Here is a 17,907-nt window from a genome sequence, read left to right on the forward strand (position 1 = left end):
ATGCCACCGGGGCCAGCACAGCCCCGGTACTGGCATCAGCCGCCAAAATAATTTTCGCCACATTTGTCCGTTACACGGAGCGATACCGAATCTTTATCTATCGCACCGGCGCAATGTTCGCAGAACAACAGCAAATCATCGTGCTCGGTCTGTACGGGCAGCTCAGCCATTCCCCCCACCATCTGCAGGCGAGCAAAACTGATATAGCTTTCCCCGGTTTCAATAGGCAGTGAGCAACGGGCACATTCCTGTCCCTGCAGCGGCTCGATGCCGCTGTCACATTCCGTTGGCTGCTGCTGTACCCGGTATTGTGATTTCAGGAGACCCAACAGCGTATCTGCAGCAGCCAGGGCTGAAGCCAAATCCATTTCACGGATCATCATCCCCGCCAGGACTTCCGGATCGGTATTCGGCATCGAGGAAAGACGGCGGACGCATTCCAGTAAACGGACAGAAAGCGGCATGGCCGCCGGTGACAATGTGCTATTCATGGACAGCCTCCTGTTCATCTGTCCACAGCCGGTATACAGGACGGTTGTCATACAGCTTCACGCCGATATTCATTTTCGTGATAAAAGCAGTGATACCGCTCTTGGCCGAACTGTATGAGCAGTAATGATGGCCGTCCAGCTCACTGTTAATGACATCGATGATGGTGTCAATGTGCCAGTCACCGCCGCGTTCCAGTACAGTCCGGACTTTTTCCATCGTCCGTTTGAACTCTGACATATAGGCATTTTTTTGGCCGGTAACACCTGGCGTGCCCATTTTCATGTCCTGGTTCAGATGCTGTTTGATTCGGTTGGCCGTAGCGCGGGAATGTTGCTGCAATCGCGGGGGAATGTTTTCAAAGAGCTCATAACGGTGCTCATTGAAAAAAACGTAGTTGTGGCCATGATCTTTGTAGACCACTCCCTCTGGGAATTCGGCCCGCCTGCCGTGGCGAATATCCAGGCGCTTTTCGATTTCGTAGTAACCCAACCGGTATCGTGTCATCAGATCCCGTTTCAGACGGGAAAACGGTCGAGGCCGCAGGAGACGCTGTGACACGGCGATCAACAGATGGGGCACGCCACGCTGATTTTCATGCCGCTCACTGGCATCTTCAAAATGATGATGCCAGCGAGTTAACTGCTCTAAAACCTCATAGGTAAGAGATTTTTTATATTCGATGACGGAAACCATTTCACCCCGTAACCCAACATGGTCCGGGCGACCGGGAAAAATTGGAATATCGACTTCCGGGAATAATTCCCATCCCTGAGCTTTGAAGAAGATAGCGCCAACGCGCGCCATTTCCTCTTCACTCATCTGAAGCGGTTTATTTGACATATCACGCATGTTCCTTTTTTGTGGTAGGCTTAAAACGCTGGCAGAAACATGTTCGCTGCCAGCCCTGCGCGTCTAGTTTGACGGCTGTCGCGCAGGTTATTCCTCTGGCCTTAGTGCAAGACCGGCTTTAAAAAATCACACAATTGCTCCTGATGCCAAGCGGCCAAATTCAGTACAAACACCCCTTTAATATGACCCAGAGTCAACATCGTTTCGTCAACGTGGGTCAGAATCAGTTCATGGACTTGGCAATTCAAGACCACATCCCCGGTGAGGATTGAAATTGAACCGTTATTGTTCCTCGTAAAAACGAATCCTTTAATTTTCAACTCATTTTGTTGCATCGTCAGCAGTTCCGAAAGTTACCCCATATAAGCGAGCACAGAAATAATGTTCTGCGGCACTCGTCCGGTCATGATCAAAAACCGTCGCCATACTTGGAAAGGCACTTTAATGTCTCCTTTTTTAAATCCCCTGATACGTCGGTTACTAGATTCACCCAATAACGAGGCTAATTTGGCATCTGTATTGTATGCCAGGAAATGGGCCTGAAAATGCTTGAAATACGCAGTCACCAGTTCCGGATGTGGGGGCTCATAATGTGGTTGTTCAAGTAAATGAGTGCCGCTGTATTTGGTTTCATCAATTTCTGTTTGAGGCGGAATGACCGGTGCTTCTCCATTTTTGGATATCTGTTCTATTGCTGCTTGTGTTTGTTGTGCAATCCAATGTTGCTGGGCCGTAACCCGCTCAGTTTTCATCACAATATCCAATACTAATCAATTTCTAGAGAAACCTATTACCAATAACAATAGGCCAATATGGCCTATTGATCAAGTTTGATATGCATTTGTTTTAGTTATGGTGTGACTTCCTTCAGCAACATGGTGAGCCGTGCGAGCCATATATGGCCCGAGCGTAGCGAGAGAACGATGAAGCTAAAATAGGCCGATTTAGCTGCATCTAAGAAGATAATTAAAGGGGCCTTCCCCCCCCTTCCTGTCAAGCCAGCGCCGCAGGCATGCAAAATTATCGTGTTGGTATTGAGGTTCCTGTCGGATGACAAAAGAACCTTTCAGCGTGTACAGGAAGTATTAATGAAAGATTTATTGAATAAGGTGCAGGTATTTTAGGTTCAGAGAACTGGGGCCCGTTGCATTGTTCTGTGATGTAACGTTGATCGTTGGATTTGTTCAATGCAATGGGAGGTACTTTGGAGCGAAGCGACTGTTTTTTAATTATTTATTTTTTATTTATTTAACTATTTATCTAACTATTTATCTAACTATTTATCTAATAAGCACCGCATAGTTTTACATGGCATGAATGCATCATTTTGTTGTGATATTTTGTTGCACTACTTTTTGTGTGAATAACTTAAGAATATCTAAAAAATGAACTTCTGACCTCTGTTCCAGGGAGATAACTCTAATCGGGAAGATGAAATTTGATTAAAAAACAAGCGATAGTTTGTTGCAGATGTGCGAAAACCTCCGCTCTCGCGGATTAGACCTGGTAGGTTAATGTGGATTCATGTTCGGCAGGCTATATGCGTTGAAAACGTCCGTGATGGTTTGTGAAAAACCGTTCAATTTTTGAGCATTGAAAATTGATTGAATTCCGGCAGCAATGGTGCGGAAATTTACCCATTCAAAACGTTTGCCTTGTTTGAGTTGTCTATTGCGTGTTTCTAGAATTAGCTGACAAATATTGGAATACCGGACAACTTTTAGGTCAGAAAAAAATTTCTCAGTAAATTGTTTATAGGCCGGTGCACTTCTAACTGTCCCTTCGACATCATCAACGCTCACATTAATGCGCTCAGAATGAAAATAACCAGCTCTTTTTAAGTATTTAATTGCTTTGTCAAACGATTTGGGTGCTATGAACTCACCAAATCTCAAAGCATATTCTTCTTGAAGCTTATCATAACTGATTGTTTTCATACCGGCTTCAGTCGGAAATCCAACCCGGCCACCGATCAAATCAGTATGAGGTAAAATGCACGCAAGTACACGTGCCACTAAAATTCGGCACTGGACATTGTTTATGGCCTCACCACCCCAAGCATAAAGTGATGGAAAACGATTGGGATGCTCTATAAATTCCTGACATGCTGCGAGAATCCGGCCAAATTCTTGTGGTAATGTTACCCATTCACCATTTTGCAGTAACCGACGAGCTTTGAAGCCAAACTCAAATTTAGTTTTTCTTTCTCGCTCGTTTTCCAACAGGCAGATCTCATGATGCATTTTGATCAATGCCTGTTTGCGCAATTTCCTTTTTGCTCGAAAACTTGCTTCACGTTCAGATTTAGTTGTGCACCCATAGTGGGTAGACACATCAAGATCATCGAAAAGTGATTCTAAAATCGAATTGTTTGATAGGGATGAGTGATCATTGATATTCATGATACAACCCCGTCTGCCATCTCGTCACAGATTCATCTGAGCTTGGACGCAGTTCGTGAGGTTGTTCTGGGCCTGGAAAGCCCGATTCAAAAAGTATAAAGATCATATTGATTTCCGCAAGTTGATGAAAACGTTTGGGGTCTCAATCCAAACAATACGCACTAGAATAGTTTCATTTTTGAAAAAGATCAAATGCTTGTTCTGCAGATACAAAAAAAGCTAAGCCCTTGCGGAGACTTAGCTTCTTATGCGAATGCTTTATCATCAGATTGAGAGGTCTGACACATTCTGTGTTCAGTGAGCATATGACTTAGTTCACTACTCGAAACTAGGTTGTATGCTCTCAAAACCTATAAGCATTTTAACCAATCCTGTTCATACTGCAAGAAAATTCTCCTTTTAAATCCAAATTAGATTCGTTTTAGATTTTTAAACCCTAAGGGATTAAAAAACCACTTTTTTTTATACGCAACAGGTGTATAGTAAATCAGTATTATAGAGCCAGGGAGCTTATGAAACAGTCTAAGAAGGATGTTGAACGAACAATAGCTGAACAGATTGAATTTGCTCGAAGGATGCAACATGAGCGGGTTCCACTTGTTGAATATATAAGCTTTTGGTACGGCAAAGAATGGGGTGCTAAGTCTGATTTTGCACGTGACCAAGGTGTTAGCTCGCAACAAGTAAATCGATGGCTAAATTTAGGTGTTTATCTAGAAAATGGGAAATTGAATCGACCTGACCCGAAACCAATTAAACTACTTTTACCTGATTGGATAGCGTCATATTGTTGACATATTTGTTATCAGCGCTAGTTGTGGAAGATTCGGCCCTCCCACAACTAGCTAACCAAACACCCTATACGGAGGATGTAATGGCTACAAGTGATCCTAATGAAAAATCCAATGAATTCAATCATATTTCACCTTCATTGACGATGTTCGACGTCGTAATGAAATGTTTTACCGAACTAGCACCCAGGGAAGCAGAACTTATGTACTGGAACTCAATTGGACTACAACAAGCAGAAATAGCTGACATGATGAAAATTACAACCACATCGGTTAAAACATACACTAACAACTGCAAAAAAAAGCTAAATATAAGTACATCCAATGCATTGCGAGCAGTATATCACTGTCGCATGATGAATTTTTCACTCAGCCTTATGATTAACAAACATTAATATTATCCTTTCAGTGCTGGTTCCATAAAACCCAGCACTGAAGCTATATCCTCACGCTAACAAAACCAATCGAACATCATTTTTTTGCATATAAATATACACGAAACATATGCGACTCACTTCACAAATATTCGCCTTTTCTGTGACCTTGCTTCCATTTATTTTGGACCTCAACCTCTGGCCAAGATCAATCATTATTTTGTAAATCATTGATTTTTGGACATATAAAACAATTCATTCGCTTATCACATTTTACTCAGCATTTAAATACTCTCCTTTTAGGAGGATATAGCGACATAAAAATGACTGTTAATATTATCTTGTATGTGGAAATGAAGGATTTTAATAACCGTGAGTAAATCAAAATCGGATACTGATTCAGCAGCACATGGAGCATATGTTACATGTAGTCTTAATAATGAATTTAACGATCTTTTAGATGCAGCTTGTGCATTGTCTGGAAGAAGCAAGAAAAAGGAAGTTGAACTCAGGCTTCGGGATAGTTTGAAACGATATAAAACAATTTCTGAAGTTGGACACGCTAATCACTTTGAATGAATACGTTTCGTAACAGTTTTTTTAAACGTTAAACAGTTTTGCATTTTTACTTTCACCGTTCTTTAAAAATATGGCCATGGCTGAACGAGTGCCTGAAAATACTCGTTAAACACGCCTTATCAGTTAATCTGAGGCTAAGGTGGCTGTAACTCTCTAGTAAGCCTTAAAGTGATATAGAGATAACATTAAAACTTAACTAAGGAAAAAAACAATGTCTAAATACTCTGCTTTTCTGCTGGTTCTGGTTGGCACTTTATTAGCCTTGGAACCAGCTTTTGCAGCTGACATTTTTGCTGGTGCTAAAGCAACTATCAAAGACAATACAGATAGTAATTCAGCATCTTATATGGCAATGACAGTTGCCGGATTATCAGTGTCAGCTATAGGTGGATATATGACAAAAAACTGGGTTGGTGCTATAGGTGGCTTCCTTACTGGCATTGTGTTCACTAATATTGCGATGACGATTGTCGGTTTGTAAAATGGAAGATCCCGCCCGATTTTATAGAATACCTAAACAGTTATCGAGAGGAAAAACATTTCTTGGATTCCCAATGGATGAAGTAGTACCTCCGTTAATTATATTCTTGGTTTTCTTTGCTGGGCGTCATGAAGCGGTTGGGTTTTTCCTGGCCGCATCATGGTATTTGGGCTTGCATAGCATGAAAAAAAAACACGGTGATAACGTTGTTCGATTAACGTTATTTTGGTATGCGCCCTCTAAACTCAGTAAAAATTTGTTTAATAAAACTCCAAGCCCAGTCAAGCGATACTGGATACATTAGTGGCAAACAGATGAAAACAGAGAACAACCTAAATTTAATTACGATTGTTAAGGGTCTAAATGCATTTTTACTAATAGCCTCTATGGGGCTATTAGTTCTTTGCATTAGTTTAGGCATTACACTAAACAAGACAATAAACAATATATCGAGGACACTAATCCCACCCACTATAAGTAAATCATTTACAGTTTCTGACTCAAATGTTGATGAGTCCTATTTAAGTCAGATGGCTGATTACTTTATGTATCTAAAGCTCAATGTAACACCACATTCAGTTGAAAGAAAATACAGCACTTTGATGGACTATATTGATGAGGGATCATGGGCTGTTATGCAAGAATTATTGGCTAATGATGCGTTACAAGTAATCAAAGAAAATGTAAGTAGTACTTTTGATGTAAGGAGTATTCAAGTTTCGTTAGACTCGATGAAAGTAAAAGTTAATGGCACACTGAAAAAGTCTGTTGGGAGCCGCCAACTTGAACCAGAAGAATTAAGTTATATTGTCGATCTCGCATATAATCATGGTGCGTTGTCATTATTGTCAATACGAAAAGTGAAGGAGAAATAATGAACGTAAAAACTCTGTTGGCTTTAGCATTTATTAGCTTTCCTGCTTTATCACAGGTTAAAAATGTGCCAGCAACCACATATACATTTAATGACAACGAAACATTGGCAGTCACATTATCAAGTGTAGATGTTAATAGACTTATTGTTAAAGATGATAAAATCTCAAGTATAGACTGCCCTGCTGGATTCTGTGTGGTTACTGGAACTAAATCAGACAAAAGCGGTTCAGCGAAATTAAAGCTTAATATTCAAGCGCGTTTTGTAGCGTATGTTTCAACTGTAAACGGGCGTCAATTTGGGATTTTAATCAATCCAAGGCCGATACCGGCTGTAACATCTGAATTTATTGGTGTTCAAAATACAATTTCTCAACCATCTGTTTTTGATAATGATGCTCCATACCAGGCTCAATTAGCCGAATTTACTGCACAAATGATTCGATGGACTGAAACTAAATCAATGATGAGTGGTTTTCGCCTTCATCCTGTAGATCCTAAAACTGTAAAAGATACTTTGAATGACCCATTGGCAATTGTACCTGATACGATTTTTGTTGGGAAAGATTTCTCAGGCATACGCTATAAGCTCATTAATAACACCAATTTCACCAAAGAACTGAAAACGGCACAGTTCTACTCAGCCTCATCACGCAGTGCAGCACTCTCTCAAGAAGTATTGCAACCAGGTGAAAGTTGCTGGTTATATATTGTTACCGGAGGACGTCCTTAATGAAGGAATGGTTTGAAAAAAAACTTCAAAATCTACGTTCTGATCCAGTAGGTGACTTCGAGAATGGTGATTTATTAAATGATGAAAATACGAAGAGAAATGCAACTGTCTTTACTACTGCTTTATGCGTAGTTTTTATTATTATTGCTGCTGTAATTTTCTACATTAAACAGCCGTCTGTTGCCTCTGAAGAACAAAATATAGGCCAGTCTCCGATTGATTTCGGTGCAGTGATTGAACCTGATTTTACAGCTAAAGATAATCAATCGGCATTATCAGCCCAGCAACTTACAATTTCAAATTTAGAAAAAATCGTTTCAGATTTGAATAAAACAGTACAATCCCAACTCAAAAATAATGAAGAACAAAAGGAGTCATTTAAGGAACAAATGGATCAACTTGAAAGTCAGTATCGTCAACAAATAATTGGTTTAGAGGAAACTTGGCGAGAAAAAATTGATTCAATGAAGGCTGAACAAGTTGAGTTAGATGAATCTCAAACCGGAGCCTACAGTCAAACAAAATCAGGTAGGTATTTTGGGGAAAATCAAACTGGTTATCGAGATCCATTATATGGATCATCAAAAAATGATGACCTATATGTTCATGAGAGGCCAATGGGTATACCAGGCCAAAAAAGTGGCATTGATCATATTGCTTTGACGTGGGACAGTCCAGATGAAGAACGAAAACGTAATATTGAAAACTATGTTCCAGCTGGCACAATGGTTACAGCAATAATCACGGGAGGTGCAGATGCGAATGCTGGTGTTAACGGGCAAAGTGATACTTCTCCAATCATATTTCAAACAATGAATGATGGCTTATTGCCAAATGGTAAAGCATCTAAGTTAAACAATTGTACTGTCACTGGAGCTGTATATGGTGAAGTTTCATCAAGCCGTGGTATAGTCAGAACACACCGGTTGAGCTGTATTTTCAAGGATGATGAAATTATTGATATACCAGTCGAAGGTACAGTTTTTAACTTTGGCCGTAACGGTATACGTGGGAATACAGTTATAAGAAATGGCGACATTGTTCAAATGGCAGGTCTTGCCAGTATTTTGAAAGGAACAGGTGAGGCTGCAAATTTATTTACTACTACTACGTCTACATCTGCTCTTGGTTCCACGAGCACTGTTAAAGGTGAAGATGCACTATTAAATATTCTTGGACAATCAGCAGACAGTGTGGGTAAAACTCTATCAGATTACTACGTTAAACTTGCTGATCAATACCATCCATTTATCGAGCTGAATCCAGGCAATGTGGTCAACATAATCTTTTTGAAGGGGTTTCCTCTTGATGCTGTAGGAATCGCTGAATATGAACAGCAACTGGCTCAACAGCAAAGTAACTTACCAACACCAACAGCTCAAATAATCGAAAACATAACAAATCCATTAATTAATCAATTACCTTCTGGTGCTCGTCCTGGAATGAAGTCAGATTCACCCTCACAGCAGCCGTTAAATTCACCAAGTGCTTTTGGTATTCCAAAATAGGATAGACACATGCGTTTAGTATCATTTTTGTTAGTTCCCATGCTGCTGTCAGGTTGTACGGCAGGGCTTAAAGGCGATTTTACTTGTGACAAAATTGGTGGTTTAGAAGGCTGCCACACAATGGGCGAAATTCGTCAAGGGATGATGAATGGGCAATTTTCTGACACCGGCCAAACTATGGTTAAAGCTGAATCTGTCTCAGCACCTGATTCAGACTTTATTCCACTTCCTCGTCGTGACCGTTACGGCAGTCCACAACGTACATCAGAACGTTTGCAAAAAGTGACTATTTTTCCATACGTCACTCCTGAAAATTTCTACGTAGATACCACAGATGTTTACATTGTCTTATACGACAGTTCATGGACAGGTAGACCAGTACAAAGTATTCGTCAGGATTAACTATGAAACAGAAATTTAAAGATTTTTCGGCTTTAGTGGAGTCAAGTCGTAAGAAGCAGAACCATATGCATCAAGAACTTCCTTATAGACTTTATGATGAAACTACTGGAATTTTTCATAATCTGAATACTAGAGGTTTCGGTCTATCGCTATCAGTCTTAGGTGGGGCAAATGATGACCTGGTAGCATCACTAAATGCTATTGTCTGTAACTTGCCTGAAGGGGCAAAATGGGATTATCAGTTTGTCCTGGTAGGCAATAACCAAATCGCTGATGTAATCGAAAAAAATCAAGAGTTGATGGGTAAACGTGGTGGCGTTTGTAAACAATTTGCAGACAACCAATCCATTTATGCTAAACACAGTGCAAGGCAAGGTTTTAGTACATTGCAGAACAAAACATATCATTATGATCTGAAAGACTATAACGCTTGTTTTTTTGTTTCTACTCAAGAAAGTGCCGAAACCCTAATCGAAATTAGGGAAACACTTGAAGTCGAGTTAACTCAATGTGGATTAGTGCATACCCCGGTTAATCCTATTGATTTGATGACCCATGTTAGGGAACATTTAAACTTCAATCGCTATCAAGATAGACCAATTCCATCTTCCTATAACGAATATGAGTTTCTTAACAGCCAAATTCTTAGTTTGGATAGTGAATTTCTTGTCAACCGGAGTTATGTAGATACCCGGCATACACCGGAAGATAGTGGTTCACCTGTAAGAACACGGATTATAAACTTTGGTTTGTCAAAATCCCCGAGTGATTTTCGTTTATATGGTTTTTCAAATTGCCTGGCATCATTGCGCCGTGCTGCGAACAGTCTGCAATGTCCTCATCGTATAAGTGTCAACTTTAGAGTTAATCCAACGGGGGAAGAAACTACCAAAAACGACGCTCGTATTCAGTCTTTGACTCAGATCATCACTTCGCCTATGCGATTGCTTATTCCGACTGCTGAAGCAGAGCTCAAAGAACGAGAAGAGATTCAAAAGGATCTTTTAAGCCATGAGTATAAAATTGCATCTATGGTGTTTACGCTTAGTTTGTATAGCACACAAGAACAAGAGCGTTCTCACTGTGCGGTTGCAACCTCGACATTTCGTGAAGCAGGCTTATCAATTATAAGATCAAACACCCTACAAGCCCAAAGCTTACTAAGTACTTTACCGTTCATGATGTGCGAAGGTTATTTTGAGGATTGCAAAAAAGCTGGCTGGGCCAGGGTTATGAAAACTTCAAACGTAGTGAATTTTTTTCCGATTGTAGCTGATTTTAAGTCATTCACTGGTGGTGTCATGATGCCTACGATGCGCCACCAAATCAGTTATTTTGACCCCTTTAACTGTGGTAGTGATAACTACAACATAGCAATTACAGGCGGCTCAGGGGCCGGAAAAAGCTTCTTTACGCAACAGTTAGCACAATCAATATTTGCTCGATCTGGCAAAGTTTGGATACTGGATAAAGGTTCAAGTTACAAAAAACTTACAATGATGCTTGGTGGAGTTTATATGACCCATGAAAACATCTTCCTAAATCCGTTCACACACCTTGATAAGTTGGAAACTGTCAGAGACAGCGGTCAATTTGATGTCTTTGGTGATGATGGTAAAAAAGTCGATCCGATGAAACTTGTGATAGACAATATTACTGGACTGATAGCCTCCATGGCTTCACCTAAGGAGGAATTAACTCCATACCAATATTCATTGTTAGGTGATGCAATTCTTAACGCATGGGAGAAAAAAAGGACCAAGGCATTAATTGATGATGTACAAGAGGCTTTATATGAGTTAGCTAAAAAGAGAAATGATGACCAGCGTATAAGTGATATAGCAGCTCAGCTGAATAAATATTGCAGCAACGGAATATACGGTGATGTGTTTAACAAACCATCACAACTGAACCCTGATATTCATATGACTACTCTTGAATTAGACGGTTTTCCAGATGTAGTACTAAGGCCGGTTATCTTTGCACTGTTAGTATCCATAAATCAGCAAATGTACCTTTCTGGTAGCCGATCAACTCCAAAAATGTGCATCATTGAAGAAGCTTGGTCACTTATGAGTGGTGCAAATGCGCAAACCCGAGATTTTATTAACACCGGCTATCGAACTGTTCGTAAATTTGGCGGTAGTTTTTGTACTGTGACGCAAGGTATAGAGGACTTCTTCCAAAATGAAGAAGCGCTAGCCGCGTTCAATAACTCTGATATTCATATAACGTTGAGACAGGGTGAAGGTTTTGAGCGGTTCCTGAAAGATAATCCAAAACACTTCACACCGTTTGAGCAAACCATGATCAAAAGCTTCCCCCGCGCCAGTCAAGCAGGATATTCCTGCGCAATGATAAAGGCCGGTTCGTATACTTCATTTCACCGAATTTTTGCAGACCCTTGGTCTAGATCGATGCTATCAACCGAACCACGTGAATATGAATATTGTGAACAGTTGATCAATAGTGGTATGGCTATTGATACAGCTATTCATCAAACAGCAATGAAATTTAACGGCAAGGCTATGCAAGAATTTGCAAGCTTGGTGGAACAACATCAGGAGAAAGCTGCATGACTCATTTTCGGATAATTATTTATTCTTTATGCTTAACAGTTCTACTGTTCATCATAACAAGTTATATCTTCTCTTCTCCTCAAAAAAATGTAGTTCAAATGGATATGAAATCCGCTGTTGATTCATTTAAAAATGATATCGCCAGCCATAACCTGGAACCGGAAAAATTAAAATTGCAAGTTAAACGATTTACTTCTTCGTTAGAAACTGCACTAAAAGAATATAGCGAGAAACATGACGTTGTAATCGTCGTAAGTCCAGCAATTGTCTCTGGAGCTCCAGATATAACATACGAAATCCAGCGGCAGACTTTTGAATTAATGAAAAACAAAAGTAGTCGATAACTCGGGAGTGATATGGTTAATTCTGACAAATCCGACTACTTACCTATAGGATTTGCAGAGTTCAACAAGTTAATAGATGCAGTCCCACCTCCCGACATGTTGGGTTTACCTATAGGATTTACAGAGTTAGGAAGTAAAGCCGTTACTGTGCCTGTGTCGCTTGGTTTGCCTATGGGATTTACAAAGTTCAACGAAATAATTGATTCGGCCCTCTGCCCTAACAAGTCGGAGCCATCCAATACGGAGAAACTGAATGATTAGACCTATTGTTGTAGGGATCATACTTTCTATTTGCCCTCCAATTCTGCAAGCAAAGAACCTCGGTGTCATGGGGCATGTGTTCCCGATAAGTGAGATCGATATGCTGGATTGGATCGACAACCGGTTACGTACCTTTGAGCAGAATGGTGAACTGGATGTCATGAAGAATCAGATGCAGATTCAGGTTAAAGAAAGCGTTGAGCGACCGCCTCCGGTTCAGGGTTTAACCCCGACCAATAACCCGAAAACATTCTTTATCGATCCAACGTTAACGTTAGCGAAAGATATCAAAGATAATCAGGGAAGAGTTCTCTATAAAGCCGGTACGGCGATTAATGCTATGGATAGCCGAACCTGGCCCCAACTAGAAAAAAAACATATACCACAGTTTCATTTCTCAAAAGAATTGATCCTATTTGATGCAGATGACACGAAACAACGTCTTTGGGCAATGTCATATCGCACCGAAAAATCTGTCAAATGGATACTTACACAAGGAGAGCCAGGAAAAATGGCTCACTTGCTTGATAATAAGGTCTATTTTGACCAAGGCGGCAACATCAGTCGTTACTTTGAGCTGAAACACATTCCGGTTGTGATTAGCCAAGAAGGTACACGGTGGAAAGTCAAAGAGGTTGATGTGTCCATTTTTAAGGAAGAATAGAAATGATTAATATATTTAAAAATTTCTTGTTACTTTTTATTATAATTTCTGCATTCCCTTCTGTAGCGGGTGGGCCTGCATGTACTGGTCGATTTGTGAATCCTATATCAGATATCTGTTGGTCATGTATATTTCCAATGACAATTGGAAAAGTACCCATTTTTCCATCTCAATATCCTGATACGATGAATCCTAGTAGCCCCGTTTCCTTTTGTCCAAAACCACCTCCTATTTTTATGCAAATAGGTTTGAATATTGGTTACTGGGAACCTTATTCCTTGGTTGATGTGACACGTACCCCCTACTGTATGGTCAACATGGGAATGCAGCTAGGGTCTGGCCATAAAGTAGGCGGAAGATCAACGGCACGTGACAATGATTCTTCTGACGGAGGGTTTTATCACGCTCATTGGTATAAGTATCCAGTTATCTATTGGTTACAAATAATGCAGAGCGCAGCCTGCATGGCCACAGATAATTTTGATATCGCATATCTGACAGAGATTGATCCTCTTTGGGATGATGATGAACTTGCTTTCATTTTAAATCCTGAAGCTATCTTGTTTGGTAATCCAATTGCACAACTTGCTTGTATACCTGAGGCAATGGCGACTTCTACCAACGTCGTTTTACCATTTGACGCATTGTTTTGGTGCTTAGGTTCACAAGGTTCTGTATATCCATTAACTGGTAATACAAACTACAGAGACACACCCGTTCAAGCCGGAACACTTATTTTGCAACGTTTGAATTTCAAGTTACATCGTCAAGGTATTGTATGGGAAACACGTGGCTCAGATGGTGCAATTTGTTATCAATGGCCTGAACCAATTTTACCAAAGTCTCGATACCGGTATCAGATGACCAATAGTATTCCTGACGCTGCTTGGTGCCATCCATACACCACAACAACTGCAATCTGGGAAATGGGGCGAGATAACCCGGTGACTGGAGATAATTTTGGTTACATAAACTTCAGAAAGAGAAATTGCGTCTTCCTATAGTGGAGATAGGGACAATAAAGAGTAAATTTAGCATGCTAAATAGTTGTAGGCATAAAAATATAAGGTCTGTGTTTGTTACGGTTCAAGGAACTCGCCTTGCGAGTGAACGAAGCGTGATAGATACAGACCCCCCGAGCGTAGCGGAGGGTGCTTTTAAAAAACAGCATTAAATAAAATTTGAATAAATTTCATGACTGTATCCGTTTAGATATATAGAGGATAGAATGAATAATTACGCTAATAAGTTAGAAAAAACTTCGAGACATAAACTTTACTTCTACTTTATAATTTCTTTAAGTCTTTTAAGTCAAACACTGAACGCCGAAGTCATTGGATACAGTGAGGAAGAACTAGTCGGACTTAAGCAGAGGGAACAAATTGCCACATTTGATAAAAGTCAAATAAGCGGATACAGCAAATCAGAACTGAATGAATTAGATAGGATACAACTAGAATCACAGCTGGAAAAAAACAAACCCGTTTTGAATATGGATGAACTTTGGGATAAAGCAAAATCATTTGAACAACAAATAATGAACATGCAAGAAGAAGCATTTTCGCCAATTTTACAACAAGCAAAAATCGAACAAAACCCTAACAGTAAAGCAAAGGGTGTCTTGATATTTGCATCACTCGGAATGCCAAATCATGCACTCAAACAACTGTTGATTCAAAGTGCTGAGCTTGATGTTCCTATAGTTATTCGAGGTGTTTTACCAACAGGTTTTGCAGCAACCGTCGGTGAAATACATCGGCTTGTACAGCCTAACAAAAACGAAGCAATAAATAGTGGGATGGCTATTAATCCTCTTTGGTTTAAACAACTTGGTATTAAACATGTTCCAGCCTTTGCTGTAATTCGTCCAGGTAAATGTATACCTGGTAAACCATGTGCAGAACATGATTTTGATATTGTATATGGAAACCTTTCACTATATGAAGCGTTGAACATACTCGCTCGTGATGGTGAGGTTCCTGATGTAGCAAAAAATGTATTAGCCAGAAGGAAATGATATGAGCCGTCAGGTCATGATAATGTCTGCGGTGCTTCTAGCCATAAGTTCAAACATCATGGCCAGTACCGAACAACGATATAATGATAATGTGAATTGGGCAAAAGGGACTGTGTCCAATGTACAAAACAATGATAGATATAAGAATTTTGAGGTAAGTCAGTTATGTTCAGATAAGGCTTGTATAAATCAAATCAAAAACCCTGAACAAACTCGTTATAGAAATGATTCTAAGCAGATGGAACTTGATAGTGTTTCCAAATTAGCAATTGATGACCAAGGGAAAATAATAACAGATAATTTTAACAAAGGCCGTCCAAGTATTGACCCCAATGATCCAATATATAGTCGGGCCATAGGTTATATTGATGATGCATATACTATAACTCATGGTGGTGTTTCAAAGTATCATGATTGTAAAACAGGCCAAAGCTGTGACTATAAATTAGCTGAAAAACAATGCAGCAGACCTACCGACACACCTTACGATTGTGATTTAACTCCTTATGTATCAAGCTCTAAAACCACTTCACATTCGAAAACATTTTATCCTTCACCAACAGGTACAGGATTCTCAATTACATTACCGGATGAAGGTATCGTAACAAGAATTGATCTACCTCAAACACTGACAGATAAATGGTGGGTAGACCCAACTGCTAACGTTAATGGTAAGCATATCAGCAACCTAAGGTCGAAAAAGTTAGGAACTGGATGTGTATCTGGAAGTATCAAATATTGCGAAACTAAAACATATCCAAAAACACTTAATTTAAGAATTAGAGCTAAAACCTTAAACATTAAGATAATTTTCAAAAACAAAGGCAATTATGACGCATTTGGTCCACGTGAAATAAAAGGTGGAGTAAAGGTATATTGGTCAGTAACGAAACATACAATGGCATGGCAAAGTAGCTGTACAAATCATTTACCTGAGTGCAAAAAAATAAATCAAACTTGTACTGAACCAGGTGGTACAAAATGGATCAGTGGAGAAAAAGTTTATTTACCATGCTGGAAGTATTCGGATAAATATTTGTGTGAATTTGAAGATACATGTAATGTATTAAACGAGTGTACTGAAATATCTACTGCATGTGAGATGTCTCAATATGGGGTATGTGTAAAAAATAAAATAAAAAAGAGTTGTGAGATTAAAACATGTGTAGATAGTAGTCTTGTTTGTGGTGAAACATCATTTTGTCTAGATGGTGACTGCTATTTACCTGATGCGACACAAAATACAGAATTCAATCAGGCAGCATCAAATTTAGCGGCGGTCAGTGAAGCTGGTAAAGGTCTAGGAGACCCACCATTAATTTTCACAGGACAGGTTCAACGATGTTCTAAAAAGCCAGTTGGTTTTAGTGATTGTTGTAAAGATGGTGGGTGGGGAACTGATACTGGTTTAGCTCAATGCTCTGATGAAGAAAAAGGGCTGGCAAAAGCGAAAGAGAAAAAGCTCACTATCGATTTAGGTGAATATTGCGCAGAAAAAGTACTTGGCGTATGTATTCGCAAAAAAAAATCATATTGTGTTTTTGAAAATAAACTAGCCAGGATTATACAAGAACAAGGTAGACCTCAAATTGGCCTTGATTTTGGCTCTGCAAAGCATCCAGATTGTGGTGCTATAACACCGGAACAAATGCAAAAAATGAATTTTAGTAAAATTGACTTTGGAGAATTTTACAAGGATTTAAACAGTAACACAGCTATTCCAGATCCTAATCAGATTCAAAAGAGATTAAAAGAATCAATGCAGGAGAAGAAATGATGCAGCCAAAATTATTCATGCGGTTACTTAGTGCAATGACCATTCTTATTTTTTTATCTCAAGCTCAAGCTGAACGCCCACCAGGATGGCGATGGTATAATGAACCTATCAAGAAAATTGAAAGAATGTCTCCTACTACACAATCTCAGTCTCAATCTTCAGTTACTGTGACGAGAACAATGTCACCTAGTGAGCAAATGGAATGGTTTCACAGCTACTATAAAGATGTTTCAAACGATGCTTTTATTAACAGTAAGGATGTTGAAAAAGTTGAAAAACTTATGTTGCTTAATCAGTTTTCTTACAATAAGTCATCCGAATTTGGGATGACATTTCAAAAAACACTTTTACAAAATCCATCTTTGTCTTATATCAAGGATAGACCAACAGAACATGCAGCACGGTCAACTTACCATGATATTGAACGAGAAAAGAAAATTAGAGTAGTCAGAGAGTTGGCTGATACCGGTTGGGGGATCATGTTCTTTTATGATGGTAAATCCGAAATGGCAAACAAACTTGCGCCTTCATTACAAATGTTTTCTGACACACACGGTATAGAGCTTTTAGGAATTACAGGTGATGGTATTGAATTACCAAGTATTCGTCAAAATCGAATTAATGACAATAGATTTACAGTACCATTTACTCCTGCTCTATTCTTGGTTAAGCCAAGTACAAACGAAATGAAACCACTCGCTTATGGCTTTATCGCTCAAGAGGATCTATTAACAAGATTCTTATATGTAGCAACTGACTTTAAACCAAACTTTTGAGGCAA

The 17,907-nt window shown here is 39.5% G+C and carries 20 protein-coding genes; 16 read left to right on the forward strand and 4 right to left on the reverse strand.

The window, feature by feature from the left end:
- Positions 1–35 precede the first annotated feature (35 nt).
- The 4 genes from ACYP03_RS22490 to ACYP03_RS22505 all read right to left on the reverse strand — a co-directional run bounded on the left by ACYP03_RS22490 (position 36) and on the right by ACYP03_RS22505 (position 3,743).
- The gene (locus ACYP03_RS22490) at positions 36–491 is read right to left on the reverse strand and encodes a hypothetical protein (protein ID WP_459782184.1); all 456 of its coding nucleotides are present in this window, start codon (positions 489–491) and stop codon (positions 36–38) included.
- A complete protein-coding gene (locus ACYP03_RS22495; RefSeq protein ID WP_459782185.1) occupies positions 484–1,332 on the reverse strand; it encodes a hypothetical protein in 849 nt (282 codons plus the stop codon). The genes ACYP03_RS22490 and ACYP03_RS22495 overlap by 8 nt, the downstream gene beginning before the upstream one ends.
- Positions 1,333–1,694: 362 nt before the next feature.
- Complete coding sequence (locus ACYP03_RS22500) at positions 1,695–2,093, reverse strand: hypothetical protein (RefSeq protein ID WP_459782186.1); 399 nt, start codon at positions 2,091–2,093, stop codon at positions 1,695–1,697.
- A gap of 759 nt (positions 2,094–2,852) precedes the next feature.
- A complete protein-coding gene (locus tag ACYP03_RS22505; RefSeq protein WP_459782187.1) occupies positions 2,853–3,743 on the reverse strand; it encodes a hypothetical protein in 891 nt (296 codons plus the stop codon).
- Between the two features lie 512 nt (positions 3,744–4,255).
- On the opposite strand from ACYP03_RS22505, the gene ACYP03_RS22510 reads away from it, so the two are divergent.
- The 16 genes from ACYP03_RS22510 (at position 4,256) to traF (ending at position 17,902) form a co-directional block, all read left to right on the forward strand.
- Positions 4,256–4,537 (forward strand): hypothetical protein, encoded by a 282-nt coding sequence (locus ACYP03_RS22510; protein ID WP_459782188.1) that lies wholly within the window; start codon positions 4,256–4,258, stop codon positions 4,535–4,537.
- Between the two features lie 80 nt (positions 4,538–4,617).
- Positions 4,618–4,929 (forward strand): helix-turn-helix transcriptional regulator, encoded by a 312-nt coding sequence (locus tag ACYP03_RS22515; protein ID WP_459782189.1) that lies wholly within the window; start codon positions 4,618–4,620, stop codon positions 4,927–4,929.
- 351 nt (positions 4,930–5,280) lie between these two features.
- Positions 5,281–5,487 carry a TraY domain-containing protein gene (locus tag ACYP03_RS22520; protein WP_459782190.1) on the forward strand — a complete coding sequence of 69 codons (207 nt, stop codon included), beginning with the start codon at positions 5,281–5,283 and terminating at the stop codon, positions 5,485–5,487.
- 211 nt (positions 5,488–5,698) lie between these two features.
- On the forward strand, positions 5,699–5,968 hold the full coding sequence (gene traA / locus ACYP03_RS22525) for a type IV conjugative transfer system pilin TraA (protein WP_459782191.1): 270 nt from the start codon (positions 5,699–5,701) through the stop codon (positions 5,966–5,968).
- Between the two features lie 73 nt (positions 5,969–6,041).
- Complete coding sequence (traL, locus tag ACYP03_RS22530) at positions 6,042–6,272, forward strand: type IV conjugative transfer system protein TraL (RefSeq protein WP_459782192.1); 231 nt, start codon at positions 6,042–6,044, stop codon at positions 6,270–6,272.
- Complete coding sequence (traE, locus tag ACYP03_RS22535; RefSeq protein WP_459782193.1) at positions 6,199–6,843, forward strand: type IV conjugative transfer system protein TraE; 645 nt, start codon at positions 6,199–6,201, stop codon at positions 6,841–6,843. Before traL ends, traE begins: the two co-directional genes overlap by 74 nt.
- Entirely contained in the window at positions 6,843–7,574 is a 732-nt protein-coding gene (gene traK / locus ACYP03_RS22540; protein ID WP_459782194.1) for a type-F conjugative transfer system secretin TraK, read from the forward strand. The genes traE and traK overlap by 1 nt, the downstream gene beginning before the upstream one ends.
- A complete protein-coding gene (locus ACYP03_RS22545; protein WP_459782195.1) occupies positions 7,574–9,082 on the forward strand; it encodes a TraB/TrbI/VirB10 family type IV secretion system protein in 1,509 nt (502 codons plus the stop codon). Before traK ends, ACYP03_RS22545 begins: the two co-directional genes overlap by 1 nt.
- Positions 9,083–9,091: 9 nt before the next feature.
- On the forward strand, positions 9,092–9,484 hold the full coding sequence (gene traV / locus ACYP03_RS22550; protein WP_459782196.1) for a type IV conjugative transfer system lipoprotein TraV: 393 nt from the start codon (positions 9,092–9,094) through the stop codon (positions 9,482–9,484).
- Positions 9,485–9,486: 2 nt separating this feature from the next.
- Positions 9,487–12,063, forward strand: a complete 2,577-nt coding sequence (gene traC / locus ACYP03_RS22555) for a type IV secretion system protein TraC (protein ID WP_459782197.1) — start codon at positions 9,487–9,489, stop codon at positions 12,061–12,063.
- On the forward strand, positions 12,060–12,407 hold the full coding sequence (locus ACYP03_RS22560; protein ID WP_459782198.1) for a TrbI F-type domain-containing protein: 348 nt from the start codon (positions 12,060–12,062) through the stop codon (positions 12,405–12,407). The genes traC and ACYP03_RS22560 overlap by 4 nt, the downstream gene beginning before the upstream one ends.
- A 253-nt stretch (positions 12,408–12,660) precedes the next feature.
- On the forward strand, positions 12,661–13,332 hold the full coding sequence (traW, locus tag ACYP03_RS22565) for a type-F conjugative transfer system protein TraW (RefSeq protein ID WP_459782199.1): 672 nt from the start codon (positions 12,661–12,663) through the stop codon (positions 13,330–13,332).
- Positions 13,333–13,334: 2 nt separating this feature from the next.
- Positions 13,335–14,336 (forward strand): conjugal transfer pilus assembly protein TraU, encoded by a 1,002-nt coding sequence (traU, locus tag ACYP03_RS22570; RefSeq protein WP_459782200.1) that lies wholly within the window; start codon positions 13,335–13,337, stop codon positions 14,334–14,336.
- A gap of 224 nt (positions 14,337–14,560) precedes the next feature.
- Complete coding sequence (gene trbC, locus ACYP03_RS22575) at positions 14,561–15,349, forward strand: type-F conjugative transfer system pilin assembly protein TrbC (protein ID WP_459782201.1); 789 nt, start codon at positions 14,561–14,563, stop codon at positions 15,347–15,349.
- A gap of 1 nt (position 15,350) precedes the next feature.
- A complete protein-coding gene (traN, locus tag ACYP03_RS22580) occupies positions 15,351–17,126 on the forward strand; it encodes a type-F conjugative transfer system mating-pair stabilization protein TraN (RefSeq protein ID WP_459782202.1) in 1,776 nt (591 codons plus the stop codon).
- A complete protein-coding gene (gene traF, locus ACYP03_RS22585) occupies positions 17,123–17,902 on the forward strand; it encodes a type-F conjugative transfer system pilin assembly protein TraF (protein WP_459782203.1) in 780 nt (259 codons plus the stop codon). Before traN ends, traF begins: the two co-directional genes overlap by 4 nt.
- The last annotated feature ends 5 nt before the right edge of the window (positions 17,903–17,907 follow it).

Source organism: Photobacterium sp. R1 (assembly GCF_054600795.1).